Genomic DNA, 17,348 nt, shown 5'->3' with positions numbered 1-17,348 from the left:
TGCTCAGGCGCGCACGGGGGACGCCACGGGCACGTCGGCCGGGTCGAACACATTCCAGGCCAGCAGCTCCTTGTCTTCAGGCGGCGGCTCGCAGCCGCCGACGCGACTGGGCTTCCAATCGAAACGCTGTTTCATGTCGGCCAGCGCCTCGGCGCGCTTGAAGGCGGCCAGCGCCGAATCGATGACGGGCACGCCCAGCGCGTCCTGCAGCTGGCGGTAGAAGCCGAACTCGAGCGTGCAGCCGAGGATGAGCGCCTCGGCGCCGTCCTCGTCGATGGCGCGGCGGCCCTGCGCGATCATGCGGCGCACGGTTTCGTCGCGGTCGCGCTGGAAGTCTTCCACGCCGAGTTCCAGCGCGCGGAACGAGGCGATCAGATGCGCATGGCCGTACTCGCGCACGCGCGCCTCGATGCGCGGCACCCACTTGCGCCGGCCCACGATCACCGACACCTTCTGCGCCAGGTTGGACGCGACCTCGAACGAGGCCTGGCAGGGCGCGACCACCACCGTCTGGCCGGAGATCTCTCGCGCCTCGACCAGCACCGGGTCGTAGAAGCAGCCGACCACCACGGCGTCGAAGCCCTGCTGCGCGGTGTCGCGCACGGCGCGCACGATGTCGGCGCCCAGCAGCGCCTCGTAGCTCTGGTACTCGACGTGGTGCTGCACCGAGGCATTGCGCAGCGACACCACCTCGACCTCGGTGCCGGGGTTCTTCACCTCGGCAAACTCTTGCGCGAAGCGCGCGTTGTAGGTGTCGTTGCCGACGGCCCGGATCCAGCGGATGCGCAGTGCCATTGCGTGTCTCCGTTCAGGCCGGCGCGAAGGCTTCGCCCAGCGATTTCTCGAGCGGCCGGTACAGCTCGGGCATGAACATGGTGCGCGACAGCAGCAGCCGCGCGCGCGGCGCCACCAGCACGCGCAGCCGCGCGCCCTGGCGCACATGCGCCGACACCACGGGCTGGCCGTCGTCCGAGAAGGTCATGATCAGGTCGGGAAAGCGCGCGATGCGCTCGCCGCCCTGCGCCAGCAGCATGTACTCGTTGATGAAGCGCAGCGTGGTGCCGGCCGCGTCGTCGAGCTCGACCACGCCGACGTCCAGCCCTTCCTGCTGCTCGCAGCGGTAGCTGCGCACCGTGCCCTCGGCGACGAGGCGGCCGTCGAGCGAACGGGCCACGGCATCGACGCCGCCGTCGAGAAAGGTCTGGCCCAGCGCGATGGCGTGGCTGATGGCGCCCGGTGCGCCGTGCTGGCGCGCGTAGCCCACGGTCACGGGGTTGCGCGCCACCGCCACCAGGCCGCCCGCCTCCACCGACGCGCGGCGCACCACGGCCGAGGTCTGCTCGAGCCGGCCCGACACCACGCCTTCGACGTAGCGGTGCGGCTCGCCGCCCGCGTAGGCCTGCACCGAGAGGTAGTCGGGCTCGGTGTGCAGGCCCAGCGCGCCCATCACGCTCGAGGGGTGGGCGCGGCCGTTGCACGCGAGGTCGATCACGGGCAGGCCGGTCATGGCGGCATGGAACCAGCCGTTGACCGTGGTCTCGGCGCCGTTCTCGTTGGCATGCAGCGCGACCAGCTTCTGGCCCGCCGGCAGCTCGCGCCGCAGCAGCTCCAGCGTGCGCAGCAGGTGCGCCGGCTGCACGTGCGGATCGGGCGCGGCCGGCGCCCCCACGAGCGCCATGGTGGCGGTGAGCGCGGCGTCGTCGAACTCGTCGACGCTCCACAGCTGCGGCGTGCCGACCTGCAGCGCCAACCGTGCGGCGCGTTCGCCCGCCGCGATGAGCCCGCCGCCCCCGCCGCCGAGGATGGCGCCGCCCCAGATGGCCGCGCGGACGTCGTCGCTGGTCAGATTGCGTTTCATGGATTCGATTCCTGTGTGTGTGATGAAAGGAAAGAAGGAAAACTACTTGCGCAGGCTCTTCACCGCGCCCGAGAAGAAGCTGTAGAGCGCGTCGCCCGCGATGACGCCGCCGGCGAACACCTCGAGCCGTTCGCGCGCGGCGGCGCCGAGCACGCCGTGCACCGCGAGCCGGCAGGCGATGCCGGCCGCGACCATCCAGCCGGCCATCGGGCTGGCGATGAGCAGGCCGGTGGCGAACAGCACGCCCAGCTGCTGGCGCGGCCCGCCCGCCAGCTGCAGCAGCGCACCGGGCACGGCCCACAGCGCGAGGTTGCGCGCGGTCTCGCCCGAGATGCCGGCCTTGATGGCGGCCACGTAGGCGGCGTTGATCGGCGCGGTCTGGTGGTTGGCGAAGAACAGCGGGTACGCGCAGGCGACCACCACGATCGCCACGCCGAAGCCGACCATACCGGCAATCATCTGTTCGCGCCGGCCCTCGAGTTCGAAGGCCGAGCCCGAGGTCTCGCCGCGCAGCAGGTGGCCGGCCTTGAGGTCGTAGCCCATGTCGGCAAAGGCCGGGCCGGTGGCGGCCGAGAAGCCGGCCAGCACCACCAGCGCCTCGGGCGGAAAACCGATCAGGATGCCCAGCAGCAACGAGATCAGCGCCACCGCGAAGGCCGGGAACCAGCCCGAGTGCATGGCCGCGATGCCCACGATGAGTTCGTGCACGAAGGCCGCGAAGGTGCCGTACACGATGAACAAGGCCAGCATGCCCGGCGACATGCCGGTGTAGATGCCGGTGCCCGCGCACAGCAGCACCATGATCGCGAGGTAGCCCGCGCCGCCCAGCTTGAGCGAGCGGCCGAGCACGCTGGCGCCGCGGGCCTCGGCCAGCGCTTCCTTCGTCGTGGCGGTGCTGTCGGCCGAGCGCCCGTGCTTCCTGAGCACCACGCGCGCCACCTGCACCAGCGCCACGAGGCCGGCGCCGATCATCATCCCGTGCGGCACGTAGCGCGTGCCGATGTCGAAGCCGAACAGCGGCGCCGAATAGCCGCGCACCAGCAGCCCGATGCCGAAGGCGGTCATGGCGCCCAGCCCGCCGATCAGTGCCACGCCGAAGGCCGACATCGGCAGCTTGAACACCGCGCCCGCCACGCCGGTGGCCAGCCCGCCCAGCAGCAGCCAGGCCTGCTTGCCGCCACCGTCGCCCGCCTTGATGGCCTCGGCCGCGGCGATGCCCAGCGGCCACGGGTTCTTCGCCGGGAAGGCGGGCGTGTCGAACATGCGGTATAGCAGCCAGGCGTCGAGCAGCATCGCCAGGCTCACGCCGATGAGCATCGGCACCACCATCTGCGGCAGGCCGAACAGGAAGGGAATGCCGATGGGCAGGAACAGGCTGTTGGCCGCGCCGAAGGTGGCCGACGAGATGCTCGTCTGCGCGAGGTTCTGCGCATGCACCGAGCGAAAGCCCCGGAACATGGCCAGCGGCACGCGCGCCAGCGTCATGGCCGCGAGCGCGCCGATCAGCGAGGTGCTCGGCGTGATGCCCAGGCTGGCCAGCATCTGGATGCCGACGATGGCGCCGAACACGCTCAGCACCACCGTGAGGATCAGGTTGGCGGGCGCGAGCGCCTTGGGGTGCAGTGCGGTCGGCGGCAACGCGGTGTGCCCGGCGCCCTTGTCTTCCAGCGGCGCGACGGCGGTCACTTCATGGTGCATGGTCATTCCTTGTTAGTTCCATATTTTGGAACCATGTCCAATAAACTTGAACTGAATGATAAAACCGTACTTTCGGCTGTCAAGCGGGCGTTCACCCGGGTCGGCCGAAAGACGCACCGGCGCCGAACCTATGATCCCCACCCCAACCCACCGAACACGATGAGCACCCTTGCCAACGCCATGGACGTCCTGAAGCTGATCGCGCGGCTGCGCCGCGACATCACGGTGACGGACGTCGTGACCGAGCTGGGCCTGCCCAAGAGCTCGGCCTCCCGCACGCTGAGCATGATGGCCGGCTACGGCTTCCTGGACCGCGACGCGGCCACGCGCGCCTACCGACCGGGCGGCGTGATCATGGAAGCCTCGTACCACTTCCGCGCCTCGCGCAACACGGCCTCGCTGGTCGAGGAAGCGCTCGACGCGCTGGTGCGCGAGACGGGCTGCACGGGCTACATCAACGTGCTCGATGGGGCCGACACGCTGGTGATCCAGATGCGCACCGGTGCCGGCGCGCTGCAGATCTACACGCCGCCGGGCAGCCGCGCACCCGCCTACTCCAGCGCCATGGGCCGCGCGCTGCTGGCCCGCCTGGACGACGACGAAGTGAGCGCCCTGATCGGCACCAAGCTCGACCAGGGCCGCGGCCACGCACCGAAGACGCGCAAGGACCTGCTGGCGCGACTGGCCGTGATCCGCGACACCGGCTGGGCCCTGTCGCGCGGCGAGTACGTGACGAACGTGGCGGGCATCTCGTCGGCGGTGCTCGACCCCGCCACGCGCCAGACCTACGCCTTCGGCATCGCGCTGCCGGCGGAGCAGCTGTCGGAGGCGCTGGTGGAGCGCTTCGGCGCCACCGTGCGTGACGCCGCCAGCAGCGTGGGCAAGCGCGTGGGCGATCCGTACTGGCTGGGCTTCGGGGCGACGACCCCGACCTGAGCACCGCGCCGGCGCAAGCCACACACGCCCCGCCGCGTTCGCCGCTGCGGGGCTTTTTTTCGTCCGCCGCATCGTGAGGCGCCTCGGTGCGCAGGGTGCGCCAAGGCGGTGCCTCCAGGCTCCCGACCGCCCCTTTCAGACGCCTCCAACCACCATTTCGGCTGGCATGCAATCTGCTAATACCCTGAGCAGATATTTCTCATATCTTACTAATATATTTAAAAACCAAGCCTTCAAGCCCTGGTTTCGACCGCTGTCCGCAGCGCCCTTTTCTTCTTTTTTCGAGGTACGCACCCATGAGCAATCCCCGCTGGCAAGGCATCTTCCCCGCCATCACCACCAAGTTCCACGCCGACGAAAGCATCGACGCCGAGGGCACCGCCCGCCACATCGACTTCCAGATCCGCAACGGCATCCACGGCCTCGTCACCTGCGGCTCGCTCGGTGAAGCCAGCACGCTGACGCTCGAAGAGAAACTGCAGGTCGCCAAGATCGCCCTCGAAGCCGCCGACGGCCGCATCCCTGTGCTGGCCAACGTGTCGGAGACCAGCACCCGCGAAGCCCTGCGCTACGTGGACGGTGCCAACAAGCTGGGCGTGGCCGGCTACATGGTCATGCCTTCGGTGATCTACGTGGCCGACGCGCGCGAAGCCATGCTCAACGTGCGCACCATCGCCAACGCGGCCCAGAAACCCATCATGGTCTACAACAACCCGGTGGCCTACCGCGTGGACCTGAAGCCCGAGCACATGGTCGAGCTGGCCGACTGCGAGTGGATCGCCGCCATCAAGGAAAGCACCGACGACATCCGCCGCATCACCGACCTGCGCAACACCGTGGGCGACCGCTACCAGCTGTTCCTGGGCGTGGACGACCTGGCCTACGAAGGCCTGGCGCTGGGCTGCGACGGCCTGCTGGCCGGTGTGGGCTGCGCCTTCCCGCGCGAGACGGTGGCGCTGTACGACCTGATGAAGGCGGGCAAATTCGCCGAAGCCCTGAAGCTGTACCAGTGGATGACGCCGATGCTGCACCTGGACGTGTCGACCAAGCTGGTGCAGAACCTCAAGCTCATCGACCTGCTGGTCGGCGTGGGCACCGAGCACATGCGCCGCCCGCGCCTGCCGCTCATCGGCGAAGAGCGCGCCTTCATCGAGAAGGTCGTCGCCAAGGCGCTGGCCACGCGGCCCGCGCAGTACCAGTCGGTCATGTAATCGCCGCGCGCACGACGCACCGCAAGGCCCAGAACACCATGCAAGAAAACGCCTTGAAAGAAAGCGGCGGCCTGTCCCGCCGCGTGCTCGACGCGTCGGACCTCGTCCTGCGCTGCGAGCGCCACCTGCTCAGCAGCCTCATGGGGTTGCTCATCGTGCTGGTGCTGCTGAACGTGGTCACGCGCTACGGCGGCTTTCCGCTCTACTGGGTGGACGAGGCCTCGGTGTACTGCGTGGTCTGGCTCACCTTCATCGGTGCGTCGGCGATGACGCGGCTGCGGCTGGACTTTGCGGTGACCCTGCTCACCGACAAGCTCGGCACCCGGGCCGCACGCGTCGCCAAGGCCAGCGCCTCGGGCGGCGTGCTGCTGCTCGGGCTGGCCCTGCTCGCGATGTGCTGGCTGTGGATGGACCCGGCCGGCATCGTGCGCCACGGCTTCGACGCGAAGGAATTCGCGGCCGAGAGCTTCAACTTTCTCTACACCGAGCGCACGCAGACGCTCGACTGGCCGACGTGGGTGGTGCAGCTGATCCTGCCGATCTTCGCGCTCACCCTCAGCGTGCATGCGCTGGCCAACCTCCTCGAAGACCTCGGCCTGCAGCCCAAGCGCACGCATGACGAGTTCCATGTCGCCAACGCGGACGCCGTGAACTGAAATGCTGACCTCTGCCTTCTTCCTGCTGATCATGCTGGTCGGCGTGCCGATCGGTGCCTGCCTGTGCCTGTCGGGCATCGTCTACATCCTCAACTCGGGCGACACGGTGCTGTTCCAGTCGTTCCCGGTGCAGATGTTCGGCGGCGTCGACAGCTACAGCCTCATTGCGATTCCGCTGTTCATCCTCATCGGCGAGATCATGAACGGCGGCGGCATCACGCGCCGGCTGGTCGACCTCGCGCTGGCCTTCATCGGCTCGGTGAAAGGCGGCCTGGCCTACGTGAACATCCTGGCGAACATGCTGGTGTCGTCGATCATCGGCTCGGCCACCGCGCAGGTGGCGATCATGAGCCAGATCATGGTGCCCGAGATGGAGAAGCAGGGCTACGACAAGACCTTCGCCGCCGGCATCACGGTGTACGGCGGCATGCTCGGCCCGATCATTCCGCCCTCGGTGATGTTCGTGGTGTACAGCGTGCTCGCGCAGGTGGCGGTGGGCGACATGCTCATCGCCGGGATCATCCCCGGCGTGATCCTCACGGTGCTGTTCTTCATCGTGATCGCCGGCATGGGCGTGATCTACAACTACCCGCGCACCGAGAAGCGCACTGCCCGCCAGCGGCTGCACACGATCCTCACGGCCTGCCCGACGCTGCTCATTCCGATCGTGATCGTCGGCTCGATCCTCGGCGGGCTGGCCAACCCCACCGAATCGGCGGCGGTGGGCGCGGTGGCGGCGGTGCTGGTGGGGCGCTACGTGACGAAGGAATTCCGCTTCGCGATGATTCCGCAGATCCTGCTGAAGTCGGCGATCTACTCGGCGGTGGTGCTGTTCCTGGTGGCGGCGGCCGCGGTGTTCTCGTGGCTGCTGATCTACGGCAAGGTGCCGCAGGCCACGGCCGCGTGGATACAGACCGTGGCCAAGGACCCGATCGCCTTCCTGCTGCTGGTGAACGTGATCCTGCTGGTGATCGGCACCGTGATCGACGGCATTCCCGGTCTCATCATGACCGTGCCGATCCTGTTGCCCATCGCGACCGAGATCTACGGCATCGACCCGCGCCACTTCGGCGTGGTGGTGGTCATCAACCTCGTGCTCGGGCTGATGACGCCGCCGGTGGGGCTGAGCTTCTTCGTGGCGTCGGCGGTGACCGGGGCCAAGCCCGGAAAGATGTTCATCGTCACGCTGCCCTTCTTCCTGATCTGCTGCGTGGCGCTGGTGCTGCTGTCGCTGTTCCCGAGTCTGTCCCTGGCGCTCATCAAGTAAGCGCTGATCCGCGTTCCCGTTCCTTCACCTCACCCCACAGGAGCTTCGCATGCCCCTCTCTCGCCGCCAGTTCGTCCAGGCCGCCGCCGGCACCGCCGCCGCGTCGACCGCCCTCTTCGGCACCGTGTCGCGTGCCGCCGCCGCCAAGGAATTCCGCCTGGGCCTCATCACGCCCGCAGGCCACTCGTGGAACCGCGCCGCGGTGAGCTTCGGCGAAGCGCTGAAGAAAGCCACCGACGGCCGCCTGAGCGCCACGGTGTTCCACTCGGGCCAGCTCGGCAACGAGTCGGCCATGATGCAGCAGCTGCAGTCGGGCGCGCTCGACATGGGCTGGATTCAAGCCGCCGAGCTCGGCTCGCGCGTGGCGAGCGTGGCGGCCATCAACGCGCCCTACCTCGTGCGCTCGACCACGAACGTCGCCTCGCTCGTGCGCACGCCCGCGGCGCTCAAGCTGCTCGACGTGCTGCCGCGCGAGACCGGCACCATCGGCCTGGGCTGGGGCATCACCGGCATGCGCGTGGTGTTCGCGACCAAGGACATCGCCTCGCCCACCGACCTGAAGGGCATGAAGCTGCGCATCAACCCCACGCCGGTGTACCGCGACTTCTACCAGCTGCTGGGCGCCGCGCCCACGCCCATTCCCACGCCCGGCGTGTTCGACGCCATGTCCAACGGCCAGGTCGACGGGCTCGAAGCCGACATCGAGTTCTCGTGGAACCAGCGCTTCGACCGCGTCTCGAAAACGCTGCTGCCGATGAACGCGCTGTTCATGCCCTTCGCACCGCTGGTGTCGGGCCGCATCTGGCAGACGCTCGACGCGAAGGACAAGGCGCTCATCACCGACCTCGTGAAGCAGCAGCTCGACGCGCAGATCAAGGACATCGTGACCACCGAGCTGGGCCTCATCGACAAGTTCAAGGCCAGCGGCATCGCGATCAAGAGCGCCAGCAACTACAACCCCGCGCCAGTGATCGCCGAGTTCGACAAGGTCTGGCTGCCCAAGGCGCCGCAGATTGCCGAGCTGCGCAAGATCGGCGCGACGCTCTGACGGGGGTCCACGGCCCGGATTCCCAGGCGCGGTGCACGCCGCACACGCCCTGGGCGGGCCACGCACCTCGGTGATTCACCGGAAGGGTTCGCACCAATCGCGTGCGGGCACCGTTTTTGCTTGAATGCCGAAGCATTCACATTCACGGAACCCGCATGAACAAGCGTCAACTGATCCAGTCCTTCCTCGCCGCCTCGGCCCTCAGCTTCGGCCTGTCTTCGGCCATGGCCCAGAGCCCGACGCCGATCAAGTTCCAGCTCGACTGGCGTTTCGAAGGACCGGCCGCGCTGTTCCTGCACCCCGCGGCCAAGGGCTACTTCAAGGCCGCCGGCCTGGACGTGACCATCGACGCCGGCAACGGCTCGGGCGGCACCGTGACGCGCGTGGCCTCGGGCGCCTACGACATGGGCTTTGCCGACCTCGCGGCGCTGATGGAGTTCCACGCCAACAACCCCGACAGCCCGAACAAGCCGGTCGCCGTGATGATGGTCTACAACAACACGCCGGCCTCGGTCATGGCGCTCAAGAAGAGCGGCATCACCAAGCCGGCCGACCTCGCCGGCAAGAAGCTCGGCGCGCCGGTGTTCGACGCCGGCCGCCGCGCGTTCCCGATCTTCGCCAAGGCCAACAACATCGGCGCCGTCAACTGGACCGCCATGGACCCGACGCTGCGCGAGACCATGCTGGTGCGCGGCGACATCGACGCCATCACGGGCTTCACCTTCACCTCGCTGCTCAACCTGGAAGCGCGCGGCGCCAAGGCGGCCGACGTGGTGATCCTGCCCTACCCCGACTACGGCGTGAAGCTGTACGGCAACGTCATCATTGCCTCGCCCAAGCTGCTCAAGGACAACCCCGCGGCGGTGAAGAAGTTCCTCTCGGCCTTTGCCAAGGGCGCCAAGGAAGTGATCGCCAACCCGGCCCTGGGCATCGAGTCGGTGAAGGCGCGCGACGGCATCATCGACAGCAAGCTCGAGACGCGCCGCCTGCAGCTGGCCATCGACACCGTCATCAACAGCGCCGACGCGCGCACCGACGGCTTCGGCGCCGTCAACGCGGGCCGCATGTCGCTCATGGCTTCGCAGGTCTCCGATGCCTTCAACACCAAGACGCGCGTGAGCCCCGGCGCCGTGTGGACTGCGGCCATGCTCCCGCCCGCGGCCGAGCTCAGCGGAATCCTGCGCAAGTGATGGCGGCCAGCGCAACGACACCCGACGCGGCCGCCCCCTTCGTCGATTTCCAGGACGTCTGGCTCGCCTACAACGAAGAGCTGCTGCGCGCCAACCACTTCGCGGTCGAGGCCATCGACCTGAAGGTGACGCGCGGCGAGTTCATCGCCATCGTCGGCCCCTCGGGCTGCGGCAAGTCGACCTTCATGAAGCTCACCACGGGGCTGAAGATGCCCTCGATGGGCAAGATCCGCATCGACGGCCAGCCCGTGACCGGGCCGCTGAAGATCTCGGGCATGGCCTTCCAGGCGCCTTCGCTGCTGCCGTGGCGCACCACGGTCGACAACGTGCTGCTGCCGCTGGAGATCGTCGAGCCCTACCGCTCGAACTTCAAGGCCAGGCGCAAGGAATACGAAGAGCGTGCCCGCCGCCTGCTGCAGAAGGTCGGCCTGGGCGGCTACGAGGACAAGTTCCCGTGGCAGCTCTCGGGCGGCATGCAGCAGCGCGCGAGCATCTGCCGCGCGCTCATCCACGAACCCAAGATGCTGCTGCTGGACGAGCCCTTCGGCGCGCTCGACGCCTTCACGCGCGAAGAGCTGTGGTGCATCCTGCGCGACCTGTGGACCGAGCAGCAGTTCAACGTGATCCTGGTCACGCACGACCTGCGCGAGTCGGTGTTCCTGGCCGACACGGTGTACGTGATGAGCAAGAGCCCCGGACGCTTCGTGGTGAAGCGCGAGATCGACCTGCCGCGCCCGCGCGAGCTGGAGCTGACCTACACCAAGGAGTTCACCGACATCGTGCTCGAACTGCGCGGCCACATCGGCGCCATCCGCGGCAACGCCACCACAACCTCCGCCGCGGCGGCGGCAGCGCACTGAGGAGGCGGCGATGAAAAACACCAAACAACTCGAGCGCTGGTCGCCGTGGCTGCTGCTCGTGGCGGTGCTCCTGCTGTGGCAGGTGATCTGCGCGGGCTTCGGCGTGTCGGACTTCATCTTTCCGAGCCCGCTGCGCATCTGGGAGCAGTTCTGGGAGTTCAAGGAAATCATCGCGGGCCACGCGTGGCGCACCTTCTGGGTCACGATGGCGGGCTTCGGCCTGGCGATCGTGGTGGGCGTGCTGCTGGGCTTCGTGATCGGCAGCTCGCGCCTGGCCTATGCGGCGATCTATCCGCTCATGACGGCCTTCAACGCACTGCCCAAGGCGGCCTTCGTGCCGATCCTGGTCGTGTGGTTCGGCATCGGCATCGGGCCGGCGATCCTCACGGCCTTCCTGATCAGCTTCTTCCCGATCATGGTGAACATCGCGACCGGCCTGGCCACGCTCGAACCCGAGCTGGAAGATGTGCTGCGCGTGCTGGGTGCCAAGCGCTGGGACGTGCTCGTCAAGATCGGCCTGCCGCGCTCCATGCCCTACTTCTTCGGCTCGCTGAAGGTGGCGATCACGCTGGCTTTCGTCGGCACCACGGTGTCGGAGATGACCGCCGCCAACGAGGGCATCGGCTACCTGCTGATCTCGGCCGGTTCGGCCATGCAGATGGGCCTGGCCTTCGCGGGCCTGATGGTGGTGGGCGCGATGGCGATGATCATGTACGAACTCTTCAGCCTCATCGAGAAGCACACCACCGGCTGGGCGCACCGCGGCTCGCAGAACGCATAAATAATGGGGGCATGACCCCCGAACAGATCACCCGCGCGCTGCGTCGCGCCGACGCCGTGGCGCGACGCGCCATGGCCATGGGCCGCCACCCCTTCGGCGCCGTGCTCGTCGCACCCGACGGCGAGACCATCCTCGCCGAGCAGGGCAACATCGACACGGTGCACCACGCGGAGGCCACGCTCGCGCGCCACGCCGCGCAGAACTGGCCGCCCGAGTACCTGTGGCAGTGCACGCTGGTGACCACCTTCGAGCCCTGCGCCATGTGCGCGGGCACGAGCTACTGGGCCAACATCGGGCGCATCGTGTACGGCGCGGAAGAATCGGCGCTGCTCGCCCTCACCGGCGACCACCCCGAGAACCCGACGCTGAGCCTGCCCTGCCGCGAGGTCTTCGCGCGCGGACAGAAACCCGTCGAGGTGATCGGCCCCGTGCCCGAGGTGGCCGACGAGATGATCGCCACGCACCGGGGGTTCTGGGAATCGCGCTAGTGGTCCCGCACGGCGTGTTCGCGCCTTACCTGGAACGCTGGAACCTCACACCCGACGGCGAGGCCTTCACCTCGCTGAGCGGCACGCTGCTGCCCGTGCGCCAGCAGGGCGTGGCGGCCATGCTCAAGGTGTCGCACGAGGCCGAGGAACAGGCGGGCAGCCTGCTGATGGCCTGGTGGAACGGCGACGGCGCCGCGCCCGTGCTGGCCCATGACGGCAAAGCCCTGCTGATGGTGCGTGCGCAAGGCACTGGCTCGCTCGCGCAGCTGGTTCACGGCGGTCGCGACGACGAGGCCACGCGCATCCTGTGCGCCGCCGCCGCGCGCCTGCATGCCCCGCGCGACACGCCGCCGCCCCCGACGCTGGTGCCGCTCTCGCGCTGGTTCGAATCGCTGTGGGCCGGCGCGGCCACGCACGGCGGCGTCTTCGACCACAGCGCGCGCACCGCACGCGAATTGCTGGCGGCGCCGCGCGAGGTGGTCGTGCTGCATGGCGACATCCACCACGGCAACGTGCTCGACTTCGGCCCGGCCGGCTGGCTCGCCATCGACCCCAAGGGCCTGCACGGCGAGCGCGGCTTCGAGCACGCGAACATCCTGTGCAACCCGGACGGCGAGAGCGCGCTGGCGCCGGGACGCTTCGCGCGCCGCATCGAGGTCATCGCGGAGGCCACGGGCATCGAGCGGCGCCGACTGCTGCAGTGGGTGCTGGCTTGGGCGGGGCTGTCGTCGGTGTGGATGCTGGAAGACGGCGAGGCACCCGGGAGCACGCTGGAGGTGGCGAAACTGGCGGCTGCGGTGCTCGGGATCGCCGGCTAGATTCGGACGCATGTCTCGCCCTCACTCCTACCTCAACGTCCTTGCGCGGGTCCTGGCGCTGCCGATATCGGAAGGCCTTGCGTCTTCTGACGAGCGCTTTCACGCGGCATCAGCGGGTGAAGACGCATTGATCGTCGATGTCGAGAAGCGCCGCTACCACCGCGTGCCCGATGCGCGTCCTCTGAGCTTTGAAGACGCGGCGCAGGACGGCGTCGCGCAGGCCTCGCTGCAGCTGGAACACCGCGATGGCGTTCGCACGATCGCGCTGGCCGCGCAGGACGACAGCTTCTGGACGCCGCTGCCCGATCCGCGCGTGATCGGCCTGCCGCGCATCGTGCAGCGGCATGACACGGCGTGGACGTCTCCGGCTCCGCCGTCGGAGGCCGACGATCACTCGCAGAGCCGGGTCGTTCACTGGATCAGCGCGCTGATCTCGGTCGCGGTCCTGGGGTTCTTTGCCGCCTTCGGTTTCAACGCGCTGCGCTGGTCCTTGGAAGGTGGCTGGAACCTTCTGTGGCTGCTGATAGGGCTGCCGGTGTTTCCGGTCTTCGGTGTGCTGACGCTGGTGGCCGCGTACCGCCACATCCGACCTTCGGTGACTCCGCGACAGGCCCTGAACGCCATCGACGTCCGTCGCGACGAACGCTTTCGCATCGGTGAGCCGTTGGCGTTTCGCGTGGACGCCACGGTGCCGGCGTCAGTGGGCCATCAACCCGTGGAGCCACCGCCCGAGATCTTCGCGCACCTGTTCGTCCAGACGGTGAACGGCAAGAGTGATGGCCGTTGGTCGGTCAGGGACCAGGCATGGGGCGCGGGCACTGCCGACTGCATTCCGTCGACGCTCATCGGCACAGGCGAACGCTGCGTGCACTATGCCGGCACCGTGACGGCGACGCGGCAGGCGCCGCGCAAGGCACAAGAGCGCTGGTATCTGACGTTGTCCGCCAGCATGCAAGCGGGCACCGAGCCTTTCTACATCGCCAGCCTCGCCACGCCTCCCCTGATCACTCCTTACCAGATAGCGCAGCCCCCGGACCGCCAAGCGCAACTCGACGCCTTGCTGCTGAACGCGGCATCGGACCTGATCCACAAGGCCTACAACGGCGAAGACGGCACGGCACTTCGCGACGACTTCACACCCGACGAGTGCCGAGCGGTATTCACCATCGACGCTGAGGCGCTGGTCGACCACGCGATGGCCACCCGCTGGTACGAAGGCAAGATCAGGACCGAGCGCATCAGCAGCGATGGCTGCTTCTACATGCTGAAGGAAGGTCCGGCCTTCCAACTCATGTACACCGAGCGCCATGAGACCGTGACGGTGTGCGAGTCACCTGATCTGCGCAGCGTGGTGGGGCGCTACCTTTTCGCAGAGCATCTTTTTGTCGACCATCTGGCGGGTGCGGAAACAATCAAGGTGCTGCGGCCCCGCATCTACTAACCCAGCAGCAGCGACGCCTCATCCCGCCAATAAGCCACCGCCGCCAGCCACCCTTCCCACACGCACCCATTGCAGCCGCGCCCGCAGCAGGTGGTGGGCTCCGGCGGCGGCGCGCGCATCGCCACCCCTTCGGCATCGAGCATCGCCTGCACGCGCGCGATCAGCGCCTGCGCGCCGGCAAGATTCGTGGGTTCGGGCAGCCGGTCGATGGCGTTCATGGTGGGCGGGTCTTCTCAGGCCTCGAGGTTCATCAGTTCGAGCCGCATCTTCGCGCCGCCCGATTCGCTCGAGCCGATGCTCAGCTGGCCGCGATGCAGCCGCGCCACCTCGGCCACGAGGTGCAGGCCCAGCCCGGCGCCGCGTCCGCGCGGCACGAGCCGGTGGAACGGCGCCACCACGCGCTCGCGGTCGGCCTCGGGAATGCCGGGGCCCGAGTCGCGCACCTCGATGCACGAGGGCTCGCACAGCCGCACCTGGATGTCGCAACCCGGACCGCCGTGCTCGATGGCGTTCTGGATCAGGTTGGTGAGCGCGCGTTCGAGCGAAGGCGCGTCGCCGCGCACCGTGAGCGGCTGCGGTGCATCGACCGACAGCGTGCAGCGGCTGCGGATGGCGAGCGGCGCGATGTCGGCCGCCACGCGCTCGCACAGCGACTTCAGCTCCACCTGCTGGTCCAGCGACAGGCCGTGGTCGAGGCGCTGCAGGTCGAGCAGCTGCTCGGCCAGCGTGGCCAGCCGCGCCGAGGCCTGCATGAGCTTCATCTTCAGCGGATCGTTGGGCAGGCCTTCGAGATGGATCTGCAGCGTGGTGATGGGCGTGCGCAGCTCGTGCGCGGCATCGGCCAGGAAGCGCTCCTGCCGGTCGTAGCCTTCATTGAGCCGGTCGAAGGCGCGGTTGACCGCATTGACCAGCGGACGGATCTCGCTGGCCACGTTGGCCAGCGGCAGGCGCGTGGTGCGCTCGTGCACGTCGATGCCCTCGGCATGCTCCGCCGTGGCCACCACGCCCTTCAGGCCGCGCTTGACCACGAACGGCGTCGCCAGGATCACGCCCAGGCAGGTGACGAGCGCCATCGGTGCCACCAGGAACAGGAAAGCGATGCCGGTGCCCTTGAGCGTGTTCTCCACCGTGAGCGGGCCGCCGGTCTGCGCCATCACGGCCACCGGGCCGGCGCGCGATTCGATGCGCTCGAAGCGGGCCTTGGGGCGGGTGCCGTCGCTCTCGGGGTCGATGGCCACGCGCTCGGTGTCGTCGAGCGCGTCGAGCAGTCGCAGGTAGGCGGGGGGCACCTCGCCGTGGCGCAGCTGCACGCCGCGCGGGTCGCGCACGATGAACCAGAACTGCGGGTCGGCCTTCTGCAGCCGCCGCAGCGCGCTCGTGGGCTCGACCACCAGCTGGCCATCGGCGCCGCGCATCAAGGCGCGCTGGATGGAGGCCACCGTCTCGTGGCCGGTCTCGTCGACCACGCGGCCCAACGCCCACGCCAGCCCGAGGAAGCCGCCCATCACCAGCAGGCCGACCACCACCTGCAAGAGGATGAGGCTCCAGATCAGCCGCCAGCGCAGCGAAAGCAAGCTAAGGCTCATGCCGACTGCGGCGCGCACATCAGGTAGCCCACACCGCGGATCGCATGGATCTCGACCTGCGCGCCGGCCTTGTCGAGCTTGGAGCGCAGGCGCGAGACGTGCGTGTCGAGCGCGTTCGACTGGATGTCGTCCTTGTGGCCGTACACGCGGTCTTGCAGGGCCTCGCGCAGCACGGTGCGGCCGCGGTGTTCGAGCAGCGTCTCGAGCACCAGCAGCTCGCGCCGCGGCAGCGTGAGGCAGGCCTCGCCCACATGGGCCTGGCGCGTGTGGTGGTCGAAGCGCAGCTGCCCGAGCGTCATGATGAAGTTGGCGCGCACCGCGGGGCGGCGTGCCAGCGCGCGCACGCGGGCCAGCAGCTCGTCCATCGAGAAAGGCTTGGCCAGGTAGTCGTCGGCGCCGCCGTCCAGGCTCAGCACGCGCTCGGCCACGTCGGTCATGGCGGTGAGCACGAGCACGGCGCAGGCGATGTGGTTCTGCGCGAGGAATGCGACGAGCGAGAGGCCGTCGCCGTCGGGCAGCCCGCGGTCGAGCACGACCACGTCGTAGGGCGCGCCGAGCGCAGCCTCCTCGGCCGCGCGCAGCGAGCTCGCCACATCGACCACCGCCTGGTTCTGGCGCAGCGCCGACGCGAGCGCCTGCGCCAGGTCGGCTTCGTCTTCGACAAGCAGGATTCTCATTCGGGGGATGGGGGTAGGACCGGACAGGCCGGCCATTCTAGAGAGCCCCTGCGGCGCACCATGCAGGTAACGCAATGTTCACGCAATGCATGCGCCTACGCTGTGGCGCTTCCCTCTCCTGAAAGCGCACCGGTGACGCTGCCCTCCCGCCCGAACCCCGCCGCCCTCCCCGTCACGCCCTGGCACCTGGCGCTGGGGCAGCGCTTCGCCACGCTGTGGGTTGTGAAGATGATCGGCACCACGCTCGGCATCTCGGGCTTCTTCGTCCTGTACTTCTGGGTGATGCACCACCCGCCCTCGGTGCCGACCGTGATGCCGCTCACCGCCATCGACCACTGGGTGGACGTGAGCGACGACGCGATGCTGCTGTACAGCTCGCTGTGGTTCTACATCTCGCTCGCCCCGGCCTTCACGAAAAACAAGGCCGAGCTGTGGGCCTGCGCACGCGGCGCCGCGCTCATGGCGGCCATCGGACTGGCGGTGTTCTGGTGCTTTCCGACGGTGGTGCCGAGCTTCGCGATCGACTGGTCGCAGTACCCGGCGCTGCAGTTCCTCAAGAGCGCCGATGCGGGCGGCAATGCCTTCCCGTCGCTGCATGTGGCCTTCGCCGTGTTCGCGGCCGTGTGGCTCGGCCGCCAGCTGCGCAGCGTGCAGGCGCCCGCGTGGACGCAATGGGTGAACGTGCTGTGGGCCGCGGGGATCGTCTACTCGACGCTGGCCACGCGCCAGCACGTGCTGCTCGACGTGCTCGGCGGTGTGCTGCTGGCGGGCCTGGTGTGCTGGCGGCGCGCGCCGCGTGCCCGTTTGATACTGGCCGAGGCGTGAGCGCCGTC

The 17,348-nt window shown here is 68.6% G+C and carries 18 protein-coding genes; 12 read left to right on the top strand and 6 right to left on the bottom strand.

Going from position 1 to position 17,348, the window contains the following annotated elements:
* Positions 1–3: 3 nt before the first annotated feature.
* From ACAM52_RS03985 to ACAM52_RS03975, 3 genes are read right to left on the bottom strand one after another with little or no spacing between them, the layout of a single operon-like run.
* Entirely contained in the window at positions 4–795 is a 792-nt protein-coding gene (locus ACAM52_RS03985; RefSeq protein ID WP_369646184.1) for an aspartate/glutamate racemase family protein, read from the bottom strand.
* Positions 796–808: 13 nt separating this feature from the next.
* A complete protein-coding gene (locus ACAM52_RS03980) occupies positions 809–1,858 on the bottom strand; it encodes a DUF917 family protein (RefSeq protein WP_062473363.1) in 1,050 nt (349 codons plus the stop codon).
* A gap of 42 nt (positions 1,859–1,900) precedes the next feature.
* A complete protein-coding gene (locus ACAM52_RS03975; protein ID WP_369646183.1) occupies positions 1,901–3,556 on the bottom strand; it encodes an OPT/YSL family transporter in 1,656 nt (551 codons plus the stop codon).
* A gap of 159 nt (positions 3,557–3,715) precedes the next feature.
* Here ACAM52_RS03975 and ACAM52_RS03970 point away from each other — a divergent pair, with 159 nt between their 5' ends.
* The 11 genes from ACAM52_RS03970 to ACAM52_RS03920 all read left to right on the top strand — a co-directional run bounded on the left by ACAM52_RS03970 (position 3,716) and on the right by ACAM52_RS03920 (position 14,252).
* Positions 3,716–4,492 (top strand): IclR family transcriptional regulator, encoded by a 777-nt coding sequence (locus ACAM52_RS03970; protein WP_369646182.1) that lies wholly within the window; start codon positions 3,716–3,718, stop codon positions 4,490–4,492.
* Positions 4,493–4,788: 296 nt separating this feature from the next.
* Entirely contained in the window at positions 4,789–5,703 is a 915-nt protein-coding gene (locus ACAM52_RS03965) for a dihydrodipicolinate synthase family protein (RefSeq protein ID WP_369646181.1), read from the top strand.
* Positions 5,704–5,741: 38 nt separating this feature from the next.
* Positions 5,742–6,359, top strand: coding sequence for a TRAP transporter small permease (locus ACAM52_RS03960; protein WP_369646180.1), 618 nt, complete (start codon positions 5,742–5,744; stop codon positions 6,357–6,359).
* Between the two features lies 1 nt (position 6,360).
* Positions 6,361–7,626, top strand: a complete 1,266-nt coding sequence (locus tag ACAM52_RS03955) for a TRAP transporter large permease (protein WP_062473357.1) — start codon at positions 6,361–6,363, stop codon at positions 7,624–7,626.
* Between the two features lie 49 nt (positions 7,627–7,675).
* A complete protein-coding gene (locus ACAM52_RS03950) occupies positions 7,676–8,674 on the top strand; it encodes a TRAP transporter substrate-binding protein (RefSeq protein ID WP_369646179.1) in 999 nt (332 codons plus the stop codon).
* Positions 8,675–8,829: 155 nt separating this feature from the next.
* Positions 8,830–9,864 (top strand): ABC transporter substrate-binding protein, encoded by a 1,035-nt coding sequence (locus ACAM52_RS03945; protein WP_369646178.1) that lies wholly within the window; start codon positions 8,830–8,832, stop codon positions 9,862–9,864.
* The gene (locus tag ACAM52_RS03940) at positions 9,864–10,724 is read left to right on the top strand and encodes an ABC transporter ATP-binding protein (protein ID WP_369646177.1); all 861 of its coding nucleotides are present in this window, start codon (positions 9,864–9,866) and stop codon (positions 10,722–10,724) included. The genes ACAM52_RS03945 and ACAM52_RS03940 overlap by 1 nt, the downstream gene beginning before the upstream one ends.
* Positions 10,725–10,734: 10 nt before the next feature.
* On the top strand, positions 10,735–11,505 hold the full coding sequence (locus tag ACAM52_RS03935; RefSeq protein ID WP_095746348.1) for an ABC transporter permease: 771 nt from the start codon (positions 10,735–10,737) through the stop codon (positions 11,503–11,505).
* A gap of 11 nt (positions 11,506–11,516) precedes the next feature.
* Positions 11,517–11,993, top strand: coding sequence for a nucleoside deaminase (locus ACAM52_RS03930; RefSeq protein ID WP_159273291.1), 477 nt, complete (start codon positions 11,517–11,519; stop codon positions 11,991–11,993).
* A complete protein-coding gene (locus ACAM52_RS03925; protein ID WP_369646176.1) occupies positions 11,993–12,811 on the top strand; it encodes an aminoglycoside phosphotransferase family protein in 819 nt (272 codons plus the stop codon). The genes ACAM52_RS03930 and ACAM52_RS03925 overlap by 1 nt, the downstream gene beginning before the upstream one ends.
* Before the next feature lie 10 nt (positions 12,812–12,821).
* Entirely contained in the window at positions 12,822–14,252 is a 1,431-nt protein-coding gene (locus ACAM52_RS03920; protein WP_369646175.1) for a hypothetical protein, read from the top strand.
* Here ACAM52_RS03920 and ACAM52_RS03915 read toward each other — a convergent pair.
* The 3 genes from ACAM52_RS03915 to ACAM52_RS03905 are packed head-to-tail and all read right to left on the bottom strand — an operon-like array spanning position 14,249 to position 16,515.
* The gene (locus ACAM52_RS03915) at positions 14,249–14,470 is read right to left on the bottom strand and encodes an oxidoreductase-like domain-containing protein (protein WP_062473346.1); all 222 of its coding nucleotides are present in this window, start codon (positions 14,468–14,470) and stop codon (positions 14,249–14,251) included. The genes ACAM52_RS03920 and ACAM52_RS03915 overlap by 4 nt on opposite strands.
* Positions 14,471–14,485: 15 nt before the next feature.
* On the bottom strand, positions 14,486–15,838 hold the full coding sequence (locus tag ACAM52_RS03910; RefSeq protein WP_095950874.1) for a HAMP domain-containing sensor histidine kinase: 1,353 nt from the start codon (positions 15,836–15,838) through the stop codon (positions 14,486–14,488).
* Complete coding sequence (locus ACAM52_RS03905) at positions 15,835–16,515, bottom strand: response regulator transcription factor (RefSeq protein WP_062473345.1); 681 nt, start codon at positions 16,513–16,515, stop codon at positions 15,835–15,837. Before ACAM52_RS03905 ends, ACAM52_RS03910 begins: the two co-directional genes overlap by 4 nt.
* Before the next feature lie 132 nt (positions 16,516–16,647).
* On the opposite strand from ACAM52_RS03905, the gene ACAM52_RS03900 reads away from it, so the two are divergent.
* Positions 16,648–17,340 (top strand): phosphatase PAP2 family protein, encoded by a 693-nt coding sequence (locus ACAM52_RS03900; RefSeq protein WP_223301405.1) that lies wholly within the window; start codon positions 16,648–16,650, stop codon positions 17,338–17,340.
* Positions 17,341–17,348: the final 8 nt, after the last annotated feature.

Origin of the sequence: Variovorax sp. V118, from assembly GCF_041154445.1 — a bacterium.
GTDB lineage: Bacteria > Pseudomonadota > Gammaproteobacteria > Burkholderiales > Burkholderiaceae_C > Variovorax > Variovorax boronicumulans.
The sequence above is the reverse complement of the archived record's forward strand: the minus strand, read 5'-3'. Positions and strand labels throughout refer to the sequence as shown.